Origin of the sequence: Daejeonella lutea (assembly GCF_900168015.1) — a bacterium.
GTDB classification, from domain to species: Bacteria; Bacteroidota; Bacteroidia; order Sphingobacteriales; family Sphingobacteriaceae; genus Daejeonella; species Daejeonella lutea.
Window position 1 is genome coordinate 264711 of record NZ_FUYR01000003.1, and the last position, 16383, is coordinate 281093.

The following is a 16383-nucleotide window of genomic DNA, read 5'->3' on the forward strand; positions in this document are numbered from 1 at the left end:
ATTCTTTGTCGCTAAAGCATAACCGTTTGCGACTGATTACTGATTACTGATTACCACTTACTTTTCCCTCACGCGGTCAACACAAGTGTTACATGCTAATTTCAAATTAGCGCCTACTTATTACCGATTCTATCCTTAAAATCTTATTTTTGTGTCGCAAAAGATTTTGTTTTTTAAATGGATAACTTATCATACATCAGTAACGCGAATTCTGCCTACATCGATTCTCTCTACCAATCTTACAAAGAAGACCCAAATTCAGTTGATTTCGGCTGGCAGAAGTTTTTCGAAGGTTTTGACTTTGGTCGCGGTTCTGAGGCAGGCGTTGTAAGTGCTGAAACTCCTGATCATTTTTTTAAAGAGATTAATGTTTTAAACATGATCAACGGCTATCGCCAGCGTGGTCATTTATTTACGAAAACAAATCCTGTACGTGAAAGAAGGTCTTATTATCCTGGAAAAGAGCTTGAAACATTTGGCTTACAGGAATCTGATCTGGAAACTGTTTTTAATGCGGGTGTGGAAGTAGGCCTCGGTCCTGCAAAATTGAAAGATATTATTGCTCTTATCGAGCAGACGTATTGCCAATCGATTGGCGTAGAATATAAATACCTTCGTAATCCTGAAAAGTTAAAATGGTTTGAGCAACGCATGGAAAGCGAGCGCAACACCCCGAACTTTAGCATTGAAACGAAGAAGCGGATACTTGGGAAACTAAATGAAGCTGTTGTTTTCGAGAATTTCCTTGGTACAAAGTTTCTGGGACAAAAGCGCTTTTCACTTGAAGGAGCCGAAGCTGTTATTCCTGCGCTTGATTCGGTAATTGAAAAGGGTGCAGAGCTTGGTATTGAAGAATTTGTAATTGGTATGGCACACAGGGGACGATTGAACGTTCTTGCCAATATCATGTATAAGACCTACAAGAATATCTTTTCTGAGTTCGAAGGAAAAGGGTTCGATGTTAACACTCCTTTCGGAGGTGACGTTAAATACCACCTGGGATATTCGACAGACGTTGAAACGCAGTCTGGTAAAAAAGTTCACCTTAGCTTATGTCCAAATCCATCTCACTTAGAGGCAGTAGACCCACTGGTAGAAGGTATGGTACGGTCAAAAATTGACTTTAAATATGGCGGGGATTACAAGCGGATTGCACCAATCTTAATTCATGGTGATGCATCTTTGGCTGGTCAGGGAATCACCTATGAGGTTTTGCAAATGGCGAAGCTTGAAGGTTACCGTACGGGAGGAAGTATCCATTTAGTCATAAACAATCAGGTCGGTTTCACTACAAATTACAAAGATGCCCGCTCATCCACGTATTGTACCGACCTTGCGAAAACCACATTATCACCTGTATTCCACGTAAACGGGGATGATGTTGAAGCAATAGTATATGCTATAAATATGGCGGTGGAGTATCGTCAGAAATATCATAACGATGTTTTCATTGATATTCTATGCTACCGTCGTTTCGGTCACAATGAAGCTGATGAGCCTAAATTCACGCAGCCTTTACTTTATAAAGCGATAGAGAAACATCCTAATCCAAGGGAGATCTACAACAAAAAACTACTTGAACAAGGGAGTGTTGATGCCAATCTTGCAAAAGAGATGGAGAAGAACTTCAGGGCATTATTGCAGGAAAGGCTGAATGAGGCGAAGGAGGATGAATCTTATTCTGCAATGAATTCTGTTCTTGCCGGATCATGGAAAGGTCTTCGTTTAGCAACAAACTGGATCGGTTCGAAGTCTGACACCAAGGTGCCTGCCAAAAAGCTTTTGTCAATAGCCAAAGCTATTTCTACGCTGCCAGGAGAGAAGAAATTTTTCAAGAAGATTGAAAAGTTATTTGAGGACCGTAAGCGAATGTCAGAAACGAAAGTTTTTGATTGGGCAATGGGGGAATTAATGGCCTATGGATCACTCCTTGAAGATGGTTTCAGAGTGCGTGTTAGCGGTCAGGACGTTGAGCGGGGTACTTTCTCACACAGGCACGCGGTTCTAACGCTTGAAGATTCAGAAGAAGAGTATGTTCCATTGGCACAACTAGACAAAGGGCAGGCAAAATTTGAAATATATAACTCCCACCTATCCGAATACGGTGTTCTGGGATTTGAATATGGCTATGCCTTAGCTAATCCTATGGCACTGGTAATTTGGGAAGCTCAGTTTGGCGATTTTGTCAACGGTGCCCAGATCATGATTGATCAGTTTATAACCAGTGCAGAAACAAAGTGGCAACGCTCTAATGGGCTTGTAATGTTGCTGCCTCATGGTTATGAAGGACAAGGCCCGGAGCATTCGTCTGCAAGAATTGAACGTTTTATGGAAGCTTGTGCCGATGATAATATCCAGGTAGCTAATTGTACTACTCCTGCCAATTTCTTCCACCTGCTGCGCAGACAATTGAAACGTGATTTCCGCAAGCCACTGGTTGTGTTTACGCCAAAAAGCTTGTTAAGAAGTCCGCAGTGTGTTAGTAAGCTTGAAGAATTTACCGAAGGCGGATTCCGTGAGGTGATTGATGACAGCTACGTTAAAGCTTCTGATGTGAAGCGAGTGTTATTTTGTTCCGGTAAAATCTACTATGATTTGCTCGAGAAGCAACAAGCTGATAAGAGAACGGATGTGGCAATTGTTCGATTAGAACAACTTTATCCGACGCCTTACGAACAAATGGATGCCATCAGGACCAAGTATAAGAAGGCAAAAGAGTATGTGTGGGTTCAGGAAGAGCCAGAAAATATGGGTGTCTGGCCATATATCGCCAGGAAATTCCGCAAGTCGGAATTTGATTTTGATGTAGTTTCCCGTAAGGAGAGCAGTAGTACTGCTACAGGTTATGCCAAGCAGCACATCGCACAGCAGTTGTTTGTTGTCGGACAAGCATTTGAAACCTCTGCCGGCCCGGAAGTGAAGAAAAAAGTAGAAAAGACAACACAAAAAGTTGTTAATATTGACTAATAGAAATAACCAAAAACCATTATGAGTTTAGTGATCAAAGTTCCGCCAGTTGGCGAATCTATTTCAGAAGTAACATTGTCCCAGTGGATCAAAAAAGACGGGGACTATGTAGAAATGGATGAAGTAATTGCCGAATTAGAATCTGATAAGGCAACCTTCGAACTAACCGCTGAGAAGGCAGGGACTTTAAAGACAATTGCTAATGAAGGCGATACACTAGAGATTGGTGCACCTGTTTGCAGCATTGAAGAAGGCGGTAAGTCTGAAAGCAAACCTGCAGCCCAGGAAGCTGCTCCTGCAAAGGAAGAGTCTAACGCACCTGCAGCTAAATCCGAAGAAAAGGGATCAACTTATGCATCCGGAACGCCCTCACCTGCTGCAGCGAAAATACTTGCTGAAAAAGGTGTTGATGCCGCCGGTGTTAAGGGGACCGGAGTAGATGGACGTTTGACCAAGGAGGATGCGCTTAAAGCAGAGGCCGGCAAAAAGGCCGCACCAGCTGCTACGCCTGCTGCTGCACCAGCTTCTCCTGCTAGAGCTGGAGTGCCTGGTTCACGGGTTGAACGCCGCGAAAAGATGTCTTCTCTGCGAAAAACGGTAGCTAAGCGTCTTGTGGCAGTCAGAAATGAAACTGCGATGCTAACAACTTTCAATGAAGTTGATATGCAGCCAATCATGGATATCCGTGCCAAATACAAAGATAAGTTTAAAGAAAAGCATGGAGTGGGTTTAGGATTTATGTCCTTCTTCACTAAAGCAGTTTGTGAAGCCCTTAAGGATTTTCCGTCCGTAAATGCCCGTATAGAGGGTGAAGAGATTGTGTTTAACGAGTTTGCTGATATTTCAATTGCGGTATCTGCCCCGAAGGGTTTGGTCGTTCCGGTAATTAGAAATGCAGAGTCAATGTCACTCGCTCAGATCGAAGCTTCCGTTATGGAACTGGCGGTTAAGGCCCGCGACAGTAAGTTGACTTTGGAAGAAATGACTGGAGGAACCTTTACGATCACCAATGGTGGGGTATTCGGATCTATGATGTCGACACCAATTATTAATGCACCGCAATCAGCGATATTAGGGATGCATAATATAGTCGAACGCCCCGTAGCTCTGAATGGTCAGGTTGTTATCCGACCGATCATGTATGTGGCTTTGTCATATGACCATAGAATCATCGACGGACGCGAATCTGTGGGATTCCTGGTGAGGGTTAAGCAGTTATTGGAAGATCCTGCCAGATTATTGTTGGGAATATAAATAGTGATACGTTGTACGTAATACGTTTTACGTTACTGGCCTAACGCACAAAGCCCGCTGATCTTCAGCGGGCTTTGTGGTTAGGCTGTAATGTTGTCAGTCCAGACTTCAATAAGGTGGTACTTCGGAAGGAAATCCCAATCCTCCAATCCTACTCTTTGCTCTTAATTAAAGTTTAGATATTCTACCCGAGCCGCTCTTAGACGACTTAACATCAGCACTTCCGCTGTATCTGATATTTCCAGATCCGCTCATGGCTGCTTCCAGTGATTTATTCGCGTTAACAGAGATATCTCCTGAGCCGCTTACCCTGGCGCTCGTTACGTTGGTTCGGAGGCTATTACCCTCAAAACCTCCCGAGCCATTTACATTTATCTTCGCATTTTCGGCCCTGCCGCTTGCCTTAATTTCTCCAGATCCACTAATGGTGGCTAAATAGTTTGTTGCATCAACCGTAAGGGTAATACTTCCCGATCCGCTTAGAGTGGTGGTTACGTCAGACGATTTAACGGTGCCTTTGACATTTATGTCGCCAGAACCACTGAGTGTGATGCTTTTTAAGGATTTAGCGTTCACATAAATGTTGACCTTTCCACTCCAGCTATTTTTCCAGCTTCCGGTGCTTTTTTTATTCCTAATCTTCAGAATGCCATTTTCTACTACTGTTTCAATATCTGCTATCTGATCCGCATCTCCTTCAAGCTTCAAGCTTTCAGTATTTCCCATAGTTATGGTAACATTGTAGCTGCCGGCTGATGTGATTCCTGTAAAGCCGGAAACATTTCGGGTTTCATCAGCTACAGATTTTGTGCTATTTACCACCGTGATCAATGCGGCATAAGAGTCAACATGGGAACTGGCTACCAGTAGGGCCAGGATAGCGAGGTATGTTTTAAAAACTTTCATATTATTAGTTTAGGTGTGTTTATGATCATAAGACGAGCCGTGGGAAGAAACGTTGCAGTAAAATGATAAATATTTTTTAAAGCACTGATAATAACGGTATAATCACCCCGTTTTTGTTTCTTTAATTGCGGAATTAACCACCCTCAATTACAAGGACTAACCATCCAAAACCTTATCCTTCGTTAGAATTTATTACGGCATTTGTCATGGGGATGGCATCTGTTCGTTTAGGCTTTGCTTATAAGTTTAATGAGGAAACTTTTACTGTTTGTGCTTTTAACCATGGCGTTTTCTGGGGTTTATTCACAATCTTGTGATGCACCCAAGGCAAACGGCGTAACGATATGTGCTGGTTCTACAACTACACTCACTGCGTCAGGGGGTGGGGGTGAGTATCGGTGGTACAATTCGCTTTCTGATGGGACATTACTTGCCACAGGTGGAGAATTTGTAACTCCCGTTCTGAGCACTACAACCACCTATTTTGTTGAGGTAGTTAATAATGATTGTATAAGTCCGAGAACGGCAGTAACGGTAACAGTGGGGGTTAAGCCAACTGCTGCCGGAGCTAATATATGTGCAGGCACCTCGGTGACACTAAACGCCGGTGGAACAGGAGGAGTTTATCAATGGTTTGATGCGGCAACGGAAGGAAATTTACTTCATGAAGGGAGCTCATTCAAAACACCCGAACTTCTTACGTCGACGACATATTTTGTTCAGACAACAGTAGACGGATGCACGAGTTCACGAACCGCTGTTGCAGTTACAGTAAATGCAAGGCAGGACCCACCTGATGTCCCGGATCGATCAATTTGCGCTGGCTCAACCACCATATTGACGGCTTCAGGCTCATCCGGAGGCATTTATCAATGGTTCGATGTGCCGGAGGGTGGCCAGCCACTTATAATTAGTCCTGATTACACTACACCTGCTCTCAACACTACTACAGTGTTTTATGTTCAGTCGGTATTGAACGGTTGTACAAGTTTGCGTAAAGCCGTGACCATTACAGTAAACCCGATTCCTGCCGTGCCGGCAGTGTCTGGTATTACTATTTGCAGCGGATCAGTGACGACACTAAAGGCCAGTGGGGGTGATTCATACAATTGGTATGCTGTTCCTTCGAGGGGCAATCCTATTGCCACAGGAGCAAATTTCACCACTCCGGCACTCAACAGAACCACTACTTATTACGTTGAAACGGTATCGAATGGCTGCGCAAGTCCAAGAACTGCAGTAACCGTGAATGTCACCCCAGTGCCAGAACCACCAAAAGTTTCCGGGCAGACAGGATGCCTGGGGACCGCTTTAACTCTGGTGGCGCCAAGTGTCGACGGTGTCACCTATTCCTGGTTTGATGCAGCTGAAGGCGGAACACTACTGGCTCAAACAACAACTTTTACTACTCCTATCCTAAATGCCAATACAACCTATTTTGTACAGTCGGAAAATAGTGGTTGTGTAAGCACCAGAACTGCGGTGAACGTAAATTTGGTTTCGGCTCCCAAGGCACCAGTTATAGCGGACATCACAACTTGCTCGGGCAATACAATAGTTTTAACCCCGGATTCAGTGGAAGGGAGCGTCGAATGGTATGACGCTCCCGTTGGCGGAAATTTACTGCTAACCGCCCCTCAGTTTACAACACCCGTTTTGACGGCAAATACGACGTACTATGTACAGAACTCCTTAAATGGTTGCCCAAGCGAACGTGTTCCCGTTAAGATAACGGTTAAAGCAGCACCGCCAACACCGGTTGTTGCGGACTTAACGATCTGCCCCGGTAACACTACAGTCCTGGCAGTTGCTCCCTCGACCTCCTCAACGCAGGCAGGTAATGTGGAATATCATTGGTTCGATGCGGCAGGTAACTTACTTGGAATTGCTCCGACGTATACCACTCCTGCACTGAATGCGGATATTACCTATTATGTTCAGGCTGTACTAGATGGATGTACCAGCGCAAGGATTCCTGTTACTGTAAAGATAGCCACACCACCCGGCAGATTATTCCGATATCCGTCCGGAACTTATTGCAAAGATAGCCGTGATCCAGTCCCAATCAAATTCACGACACTCACTGGTACGTTCAGCGCAATGCCGGCTGGTGTCGTATTTAAAAATACCGCTACCGGTGAAATCGACTTAAATGCGAGTGCGGTTGGAGATTATATTGTCACGTTCAAAGCGAATGCTCCATGCTCGCCATCCACTTTTGTGGAGTTACGGATAACACGCACAACAAACGCCGAATTCAAATTGGAAGGACCGTATTGCCAGGGAGAGACAAATCCGTTTTTAACCTATCCCACAGGAGGAAGCGGTGGAGTAATTAGCGTCTCCACGAGCGGATTGTTCTTTGCAAGCGACGGCTCAATCGATCTCCAGAGAACCCGCCCGGGCACATATATTATTACGAATACAATCCCGTCTAACGGAGGCTCCTGCGTTTCGACGTCTGCATCAGATACTGTCGTGATTTTGCCATCAGTACTGGTAAATGCCGGAATAGATCAGGTAATTATACCCGGGTCTAATGTCAATTTAACAGGTACGGTCGGTTATAGTTCAAATCATTCATGGTCAGGTGGAAAAGGCACTTTTAGTGATGTTACGAGCCTTAAACCAACTTACACCCCAGCGCCCGATGAGTCGAACATCAGGCTATTCCTTACCGCAAAAGGTGTTGCTCCCTGCCTTACAGAGAAAATAGATACCATTGATATTGCCGTTCTTTTTCCGCCGATAACGGCAGATCAAACTATATGCTATGGTAGCACAGCAACTATCAGTTTGAATAGTGAATCGAATTATACCTATGAATGGTATGATTCGGCATCGGGGGGAACACCGATGTTAAGTAATCCCTCGTTCATTAGCCCTGCGTTAACCAGGAATACAACCTATTATGTGAGATCAACACTGGGAGGTTTGGCAAGTCCAAGAATGGCGGTTAGAATTACTGTACTTCCGAGGATAGATGCACCCAAAGCAAATGGAACGGCAATTTGTGCGGGTGGTACAGCTAGCCTTAATGCCACAGGGTCAGGAGGGACGTTCAGATGGTACGATGATGCTGCGGGTGGGAATATATTGAGTACGGAAGCTGTATTTATCACTCCGGCACTGACTTCTACAACCACTTACTACGTACAACAGGTATCGGGCAATTGTGCGAGCTCGATGACGCCTGTTACGGTTACTGTTGCCCCAAAGCCAGTAGTCACGAGTGCTGCTTTGTTCACAATATGCGATTCCACTTCCTTGAATTATCAGATTACCGCGAGCCTTCCAGGCACCAGCTTTTCATGGAGCAGGGCTGCAGTTCCGGGTATAATTAATGAAGCATCGACTGGACAAACGTCACCGATCATTAGAGAAACTCTTAACAGTACTTTAACTTCACCGGTTGAAGTTACTTATGTGATAACCCCATCACTGAATGGCTGTATTGGAGACCCTTTCAACTTTGTGGTAACGGTTGACCCAAGCCCCAATGTACTAAGTGCTTCGTTCGGGCAAATTTGTAATAATTCAGCATCCAACTATACTATTGAGTATAACATGGCGGGAACCAATTTCAATTGGAGCAGGGCTGCAGTTCCAGGCATAAGTAATCGTGCGATAGGCGGTCAGATGTCCCACACTATCAGGGAAGTTCTTACTAACACAACCAATGCTCCGGTAGATGTTACTTACATATTCCATCAATCATATGCCGGTTGCGCCGGTACTCCATTCAAATATGTTGTCACGGTGAATCCGTCACCTCAAATTACCAGTAAATCAGCCGAGGTAATCTGCAATAAGTCGCCATTGAATTATACAATAACAAGTAATATTAAAGGCGCGACCTTTACCTGGAGCAGAGCCGCCGTTGCAGGAATCAGTAATGAAGCAGCAGACGGAGTGGAAAAGTCTGATATTAGCGAGACTTTAATCAACACCACCAGATCTGCAATTACTGTTACATACAGAATTACAGCAGTTTTTAATGGATGTCAGGCACCGATTTTCAACTATCGGGTTACAGTTAACCCAACTGCAGCTCCGGTTATTAAAGCATCGACCAAAGTTTGCGAAGGTGATAGGATTACCCTAAGTACGACACAAATTGCGGGAGCAACCTATTCCTGGAAAGGCCCTAATGGATTCCGATCAAATCATTTGAACCCTTTAATCAACAGAGCAACGGAAGCAAACGACGGCCGGTACAGCCTCGTGATCACCATCAACGGATGTGTCAGCGATACTGCATATGCGGATATTGAAATTGTTGATCCCCCAACCGCAAATGCGGGTGCAAACCAAACCTTGTGTATCAGCACGAGCGGTGTTGTACTGAAAGGGATAATAGGAGGAGGGGCCTCGGCCGGAGCGTGGACCAGCAGCGGCAGCGGTGTATTTTCACCTTCGAACACGGATGTAAACGCAACATATGTCCCCTCTCAGAACGATAAGAATGCCGGGTTCGTTAAGTTGTCGTTAACTGCTACAAGTACTTGTGCTTCAGCTGTGTCTTCGGTTGATATAACCTTCGTTCCTATTCCGGTTGTAGATGCCGGCGCAGATAAAGAAGTGTGTTCTCAAAGTCCGAATGTGACATTAAATGGCAAGATTTCGATTCCTCAAAATGTTATATGGGCCAGTTCAGGCACTGGAACTTTCCAGCCCTCAAACACAAGCCTGAACGCCATCTATGTTCCCAGCAGTAAGGATATCAATAAGGGGAGTGTGGTGCTGACGTTAACTTCTGCCGGCCTTAGTGTATGCCTACCGGTAATGGACGAAATTAATATTAAGATTGTTCCGCCGCCGTCTGTCAATACTGGTGCAGACATATTATTGCCGCTTGGTAGAACAATCACACTAAACCCGAATGTTAACTATAAGGATGTTAAATATCTTTGGACCCCAGGCACGAACCTTAGCGATAATACTATTAAAAACCCTGTTCTAACTGGCGTAGCCGACCAGGTTTACAAACTCACCGTAACCGATAGCCGCGGCTGTGTAACTGAAGACGAAATATTTGTGGATGTTTTAATGCCCATCGTTACTTACAATACATTTAGCCCTAACGGTGATGGTATTAATGATCTGTGGAATATTCCTGAACTGACGACTTATCCCAATAATACAGTTACCGTGTTCAACAGGTATGGCGACAAAATTTTTAGTTCGGTGGGATACAAGAATCCCTGGGACGGGACTCACAACGGCTCCCCAGCGCCTGTGGGGACTTACTATTATGTGATCGATACGAAATTCCCCGGACTTGTACATTCGGGCTATGTTACTATACTGAAGTAGGATTACTCAACCTTCTTCACCGTAATAAAGAAATTCTCCAGATCAGGAGTGAAATCGGATTTTAACTTCATGGTCTTCCATTCGGTTGTAGGCTTGATCCATTGATGCTTAGAGCCGGAGAGAATCCTGACAGGCATATCAAAGTCCCGGACTTGTGATACCCAGCGATAGCTGACATTTCCGCCAGCAGCTTTGTATTCAAGCACCGGAATTCCAGTATAGCGGAGATACTGGTCAAACGTTTTTGTTAAGTTTTTGCCTGCCTTTCCATTGATGTATTTGACCACTTCTTCGGTTGTTGTGGTCTTCAAACCGAGATCTTTATTCAATCCGCGTAAGATTGAACGCCACTTCTCATCATTATCGATTATCGTGCGCAGAGTATGGACGAGGTTGGCTCCTTTATAATACATATCTCCAGAACCTTCTGTATTCACATCGTAGGGCCCAATGATTGGCTTGTCGTTCGATACACTCTTCCTCACTCCGGCAAGATATTTGGCTCCTGCTTTCTTTCCATCAATACTTTCCACGAACAGCCCTTCCGAATACATTGTAAATCCTTCATGAATCCACATATCAGCGATGTCCTTGGATGTGATATTATTTCCGAACCATTCATGTCCGGCTTCATGTATGATGATGTAATCCCACTTCAGACCGTATCCCGTGCCGGATAAATCTGTGCCCATGTAACCGTTCAGGTATTTGTTCCCATATGCCACAGCACTCTGATGTTCCATTCCAAGGTAAGGGGCATCAATCAATTTAAATCCATCGCGGTAGAAAGGGTAAGGTCCAAACCAATTCTCAAACACCTTAAGCATTGGCTTAACATTCGCACCAAACTGCTTCTTTGCTTTCTCAAGATTTTCCCTCAGGACGTAATAATCAAGTGTGAGGTTACCATTCTCGCCCTGATAAGAATCGTTGAAGTGTACATAGTCGGCGATATTGACGGTAACGCTGTAATTATTTATCGGATAAGAAACAAACCAGTTATATCGTGTATATCCGTTGTTGAGTTTTTCTGTGGAGCGAAGGCGGCCATTACTTACATCCATCAGGCCATCCGGCACAGAGATACTGATCATCATACTGTCTACCTCATCCGACTGATGATCCTTTGTTGGCCACCAGGAACTGGCACCAAAGCCCTGGCAGGATACTCCTACCCAAGGCTTGCCTTGTTTGTCCTGGGAAAAAGAGAATCCACCCTCCCATGGTGCACGTTTCGCAACTGTGGGCTTGCCGCTATAGAAAACAGTAAATTCTTCTTTACTAGCTTTTTTTATCTCGTTAGGGAAATCAATAAACACAGCGTTGAACTCCCGTTTGTAGGGAAGTTCTTGTCCATGATATAATACCTTATCTACAGTCAGATTTTCGAAAAGATCAAACTGCAGACGTTTGAGATTGTCAGTTGCAGTGAATTTAAACACGTTTGAGCCGCTAATAAATCTGTTTTCAATATCAATTTTCACATCAAGGTGATAAAAGTTTATATCATAAGAACTTCTTAAAGGAGTCAGTTTCCCGCGCAGGGTATCGGCCTTTGTAAATACAGGAGCCTTCTGCTGGGCGAAGCTTGAAACTGCACCGATGAGCATAATAGATAATAGCAATAGCGACCTTAGGTTCATTATTTTCGTTTTAATTGGTAGTTGGAGTATAAAATTAAGAAAAAAAGCGCTGTTTATATCGCATGCGTCATCGTCACTTTCCGGGCGGTAATGGTCATAATAAAAAACTTACCACCTAATGACTCAGGTGTCTCTCATCTCCAGCTTCTCGAATCTCGTTTCTCATACCTATTTCTTAACTTTGCCTTATACTTAAAAATTATCCTTACATGCAATTCGACGTAATAGTTATTGGTAGTGGTCCGGGCGGATATGTTGCCGCGATTCGTTGTGCTCAGCTGGGCTTGAAAACAGCAGTTGTTGAAAAATATAGTACCTATGGCGGTACCTGTCTGAATGTTGGCTGTATTCCATCGAAAGCCCTTTTGGATTCATCTGAACATTACCATAATGCATTGCATAATTTTAAAGAGCATGGTATTAACCTGAAAGATCTGAAGCCAGACCTTAAACAGATGGTTAAACGTAAAGATGATGTTGTTGCCCAAACAACCGGTGGAATCGCTTTCCTGTTTAAGAAAAATAAGATCACACCATACCAGGGTATGGGCTCTATGGTCGACAAGAACACAGTGAAGATCACGAAGGCGGATGGTACAACAGAAAATATAACAGGTAAGAATGTCATCCTGGCAACAGGCTCAAAGCCTACAGAACTACCATTCCTTAAAACGGATAAGAAAAGGATCATCACCTCAACAGAGGCATTAAACCTGAAAGATATACCTAAGCACCTGATTGTGATAGGTGGTGGAGTAATTGGACTTGAGTTAGGATCTGTATATGCAAGACTAGGTTCTAAAGTGACTGTGGTAGAGTTTATGGACTCGATCATCGGCACTATGGATAAAGGTCTAGGCAAAGAGCTGCAAAAAGTTCTTACCAAGCTGGGAATGGAATTCCTGCTTAGCCACAAAGTAACAGGAGCTACGGTTAAAGGAAGTAAGGTCACAGTAACCGCCGATAGTCCGAAGGGCGAAAAAGTTAGTATAGAAGGTGATTATTGTATTGTTGCTGTGGGTCGTACGGCTTATACAGACAGCCTGGGCTTGGAAAATATCGGTATAACCCTTGAAGAGCGCGGCAAAAAGATCCCGGTGAATGAACATCTTGAAACTTCCGTTGAGGGAATATATGCCATTGGTGATGTGGTTAAGGGCGCTATGCTCGCCCACAAGGCTGAGGATGAAGGCACCTACGTTGCTGAACGTATTGCAGGACAAAAACCTCATATAAACTACAACCTGATTCCGGGCGTTGTGTATACATGGCCGGAAGTAGCCAGTGTAGGAGAAACCGAAGAGCAATTGAAAGAGCGCGGCGTTAAATACAAGTCAGGATCTTTTCCATTCAAAGCCAGTGGCAGGGCCCGTGCAAGTATGGACCTGGATGGATTTATCAAGGTTCTTGCAGATGTGGACACCGATGAAATTCTTGGTGTACACATGATTGGACCAAGAGCGGCTGATATGATTGCCGAAGCAGTAGTTGCGATGGAATTCAGAGCTTCTGCTGAGGATATTGCTCGCATCTCCCACGCACACCCGACTTTTACTGAATCGTTCAGAGAAGCGGCGATGGCAGCCACGGAGAATAGGGCGATCCATATGTAGTTGTACGTTATAAGTTATACGTTGTACGTAAGCACAGCGAACTATGCGCACCGTTTCTTGCAGTATAACATTATACCTGGAACAGCTTTTAGTAACATATAACAGAACCTAATACTTAGCACCGCGTTTAGTAAACGTACAACGTATAACGTACAACGTAGAACTGATGCATTTTATAACAAACCTATTCCTAATAATTACAACCGTCGCCGTCATGGAGGCGCTCTCCTGGTTCATTCACAAATACCTGTTCCACGGGCCTTTATGGTTTATTCACAAGACTCACCACAAACCGCACCATTCCTGGTTTGAGTTTAATGATGTCTTCAGTATCCTTTTTGCCGGCATCTCACTTTATTTAATGTGGGATGGAAGGGAAAGTCTGAATACAGGTTTTTGGATAGGAGTGGGGATATCGGTATATGGTCTAATATATTTTATCTTTCACGACTGGTTCATACATAACCGGTTTAAGTCGTTCAAAACCAATAACCGGTATCTGCTTGGGATACGACGAGCGCATAAGATCCACCATAAGTCTATGGAGAAAAATCCTTCAGAGGAATTTGGATTATTACTAGCTTCGGGGAAATATTTCAGAAGAGACAAAAAAGATCAGGCGCTATAAATCTATGAATGTACAGGAAAACGTTTCTTTAAAGCACCTGAATACTTTCGGCGTTGATGCCCACGCCCGTTGGTTTATTGAAATTGATGCTGAAGATGACCTGAAAGCTGTCTTTGCCGACAAACATCTTAAGTCACTACCTCACCTTGTTCTTGGAGGCGGCAGTAATATGCTCTTCACTGGTGATTATGAGGGGCTGGTGATTCATATGAATATTCACGGGATTGCTAACAGGATTGACGGTGACGATGTGTACCTCACGGCTGGTGGGGGAGAAGTATGGAATGATCTGGTGAATTATGCGGTAGATCATGAATTTGCCGGGATGGAAAATCTAAGCCTCATTCCCGGTTCTGTAGGTGCATCTCCCGTTCAAAATATAGGTGCTTATGGTGTTGAGTTGATGGATATTTTCCATTCCTGTCGTGCATTCGAGATTTCTACAGGCATTATGAGGGTATTTACCCGTGAAGAATGTAATTTCAGTTATCGGGACAGCGTCTTTAAATCTGAATATAAAGGCAGGTTCATTATCACTGAGGTTACCTACAAGCTTTCAAAGACCTTTATTCCTAATGTTAGCTACGGGGCCATCCAGCAGGAACTGGACAATCGCCATATTGTGTCGCCGACAATAAAAGATATCTCAACAATAGTATCATACATTCGGGTGAGCAAATTGCCAGACCCTAAAACCATAGGTAATGCCGGCAGTTTTTTCAAGAATCCAATCATCCCGGTAGGCAAATTTATACAGTTGCAGTCCAATTTTCCAGACATAGTACACTACCCGTCAATACCAGGTTTTATCAAGCTGGCAGCAGGATGGATGATTGAACAATGTGGATGGAAAGGTAAGGTCTCAGGCAACACAGGCACATGGAAAAACCAGGCGCTCGTATTAGTCAATCATGGCAATGCTTCTGGTAATGAGATATTTAACTTTTCAGGCGAGATCATCAAGAGTGTGCAGGATCGTTTCGATATTGCCCTCGAACGAGAAGTTAATATCATATAATTTCCCCTTTTTTTTCTTTCATCATCTTAATACCCGACTTACTATGTCGGCAGGTTTTTTAGCTATGGCCTAAAAAGGCATAGACTTTGTCTGTTATAAAATGTCTACTTAAAAACACTTTGTTTTTTTGAATTGCGAAGAAATAACTGATTTGTTTACTACTAAACCTAAACAAGATGACCACGATCGAATTCAATACCCTCGTTACGCGTCAGGCGAGCTCTCTAAAAATGTACGCGTTACACTTTACCCATGATTCTGACGACGCGAACGATCTGGTGCAGGACACCATGTTGAAAGCTATTACCTACTATAATAAATTTAAAGAAGGAACAAATCTGAAAGGATGGTTATATACCATCATGAAAAACACGTTTATCAATAACTACAGAAGATTCGTAAAGATCAGCTCTTTTGTAACTAAGTCTGACGATATATCTTCCGCCAACCTGATGTACAGTGCTACCAAGAATCAGGGTGAACCTAAGTTTGTCATGGAAGACATTAAAAACGCGCTGGGTAAACTACCTGATGAATATTATGTTCCTTTCACTATGCATTTTGATGGCCACAAATACCACGAAATTGCTGAACATTTAACTATCCCTATTGGAACCGTTAAAACAAGAATCCACGTTGCGAGGAAATTACTAAAGAAATCATTGAAACCTTACGATACCGATTTCCGTAACACACAATATGCTGTTAACTAATACGGCATACTAGTAAGCATCATCATAAACTAAACATCATATACTTTTACAATGAGAACACCGGGGGCAATTCCGGTGTTTTTTTATTTGTGGTAATCTCAGAGACTACAGAGCCTTATTATATTTAATGCGGTCGTAGAGTAATAGTACGGTGCGGGCAGGGAATGGGTACCCGGCATGCTGATGGTTATTGGTGTTAATCGATAAGAATTATGTTAGGGGAAGTGGTTTGTATATTAAGCAAAATGATTTGTGGAAGCAAAGATAGCTTATTGGAGTATTAGGAAGTACATTTTGGGCTTTGCGGCGGGAGCCGCACTGCGCT

At 43.7% G+C, this 16383-nt stretch carries 9 protein-coding genes; 7 read left to right on the forward strand and 2 right to left on the reverse strand.

The genetic code is table 11. The annotated features are described in order from the left end of the window. Positions 1-177 precede the first annotated feature (177 nt). Both B5X60_RS14750 and odhB read left to right on the forward strand, forming a co-directional pair. A complete protein-coding gene (locus B5X60_RS14750) occupies positions 178-2967 on the forward strand; it encodes a 2-oxoglutarate dehydrogenase E1 component (RefSeq protein WP_079703489.1) in 2790 nt (929 codons plus the stop codon). Between the two features lie 21 nt (positions 2968-2988). Beyond that, positions 2989-4221 carry a 2-oxoglutarate dehydrogenase complex dihydrolipoyllysine-residue succinyltransferase gene (gene odhB, locus B5X60_RS14755; RefSeq protein WP_079703490.1) on the forward strand — a complete coding sequence of 411 codons (1233 nt, stop codon included), beginning with the start codon at positions 2989-2991 and terminating at the stop codon, positions 4219-4221. A 168-nt stretch (positions 4222-4389) separates the two neighbouring features. Here odhB and B5X60_RS14760 read toward each other — a convergent pair whose 3' ends face one another. Then, positions 4390-5127 carry a head GIN domain-containing protein gene (locus B5X60_RS14760; protein WP_079703491.1) on the reverse strand — a complete coding sequence of 246 codons (738 nt, stop codon included), beginning with the start codon at positions 5125-5127 and terminating at the stop codon, positions 4390-4392. A 249-nt stretch (positions 5128-5376) separates the two neighbouring features. Here B5X60_RS14760 and B5X60_RS14765 point away from each other — a divergent pair, with 249 nt between their 5' ends. Then, positions 5377-10443 carry an Ig-like domain-containing protein gene (locus B5X60_RS14765; protein ID WP_079703492.1) on the forward strand — a complete coding sequence of 1689 codons (5067 nt, stop codon included), beginning with the start codon at positions 5377-5379 and terminating at the stop codon, positions 10441-10443. Positions 10444-10445: 2 nt separating this feature from the next. Here the strand turns inward: B5X60_RS14765 and B5X60_RS14770 are convergent, their stop codons facing one another. Beyond that, positions 10446-12086: a M1 family metallopeptidase gene (locus B5X60_RS14770; RefSeq protein ID WP_079703493.1), complete on the reverse strand. Its 1641-nt coding sequence runs from the start codon at positions 12084-12086 to the stop codon at positions 10446-10448. A gap of 209 nt (positions 12087-12295) precedes the next feature. Between B5X60_RS14770 and lpdA the strand changes: the two genes are divergently transcribed. The 4 genes from lpdA to B5X60_RS14790 all read left to right on the forward strand — a co-directional run bounded on the left by lpdA (position 12296) and on the right by B5X60_RS14790 (position 16058). After that, complete coding sequence (gene lpdA, locus B5X60_RS14775; protein ID WP_079703494.1) at positions 12296-13699, forward strand: dihydrolipoyl dehydrogenase; 1404 nt, start codon at positions 12296-12298, stop codon at positions 13697-13699. 166 nt (positions 13700-13865) lie between these two features. Next, positions 13866-14327 carry a sterol desaturase family protein gene (locus tag B5X60_RS14780; protein ID WP_079703495.1) on the forward strand — a complete coding sequence of 154 codons (462 nt, stop codon included), beginning with the start codon at positions 13866-13868 and terminating at the stop codon, positions 14325-14327. Between the two features lie 4 nt (positions 14328-14331). Beyond that, a complete protein-coding gene (murB, locus tag B5X60_RS14785; RefSeq protein ID WP_079703496.1) occupies positions 14332-15345 on the forward strand; it encodes a UDP-N-acetylmuramate dehydrogenase in 1014 nt (337 codons plus the stop codon). A 176-nt stretch (positions 15346-15521) separates the two neighbouring features. Beyond that, the gene (locus tag B5X60_RS14790; RefSeq protein WP_079703497.1) at positions 15522-16058 is read left to right on the forward strand and encodes an RNA polymerase sigma factor; all 537 of its coding nucleotides are present in this window, start codon (positions 15522-15524) and stop codon (positions 16056-16058) included. Positions 16059-16383 lie beyond the last annotated feature (325 nt).

Coding starts and splice junctions, on each gene's coding strand:
- B5X60_RS14750 (WP_079703489.1), top strand. CDS start 178: ATGGATAACTTATCATACATCAGTAACGCGAATTCTGCCTACATCGAT.
- odhB (WP_079703490.1), top strand. CDS start 2,989: ATGAGTTTAGTGATCAAAGTTCCGCCAGTTGGCGAATCTATTTCAGAA.
- B5X60_RS14760 (WP_079703491.1), bottom strand. CDS start 5,127: ATGAAAGTTTTTAAAACATACCTCGCTATCCTGGCCCTACTGGTAGCC.
- B5X60_RS14765 (WP_079703492.1), top strand. CDS start 5,377: ATGAGGAAACTTTTACTGTTTGTGCTTTTAACCATGGCGTTTTCTGGG.
- B5X60_RS14770 (WP_079703493.1), bottom strand. CDS start 12,086: ATGAACCTAAGGTCGCTATTGCTATTATCTATTATGCTCATCGGTGCA.
- lpdA (WP_079703494.1), top strand. CDS start 12,296: ATGCAATTCGACGTAATAGTTATTGGTAGTGGTCCGGGCGGATATGTT.
- B5X60_RS14780 (WP_079703495.1), top strand. CDS start 13,866: ATGCATTTTATAACAAACCTATTCCTAATAATTACAACCGTCGCCGTC.
- murB (WP_079703496.1), top strand. CDS start 14,332: ATGAATGTACAGGAAAACGTTTCTTTAAAGCACCTGAATACTTTCGGC.
- B5X60_RS14790 (WP_079703497.1), top strand. CDS start 15,522: ATGACCACGATCGAATTCAATACCCTCGTTACGCGTCAGGCGAGCTCT.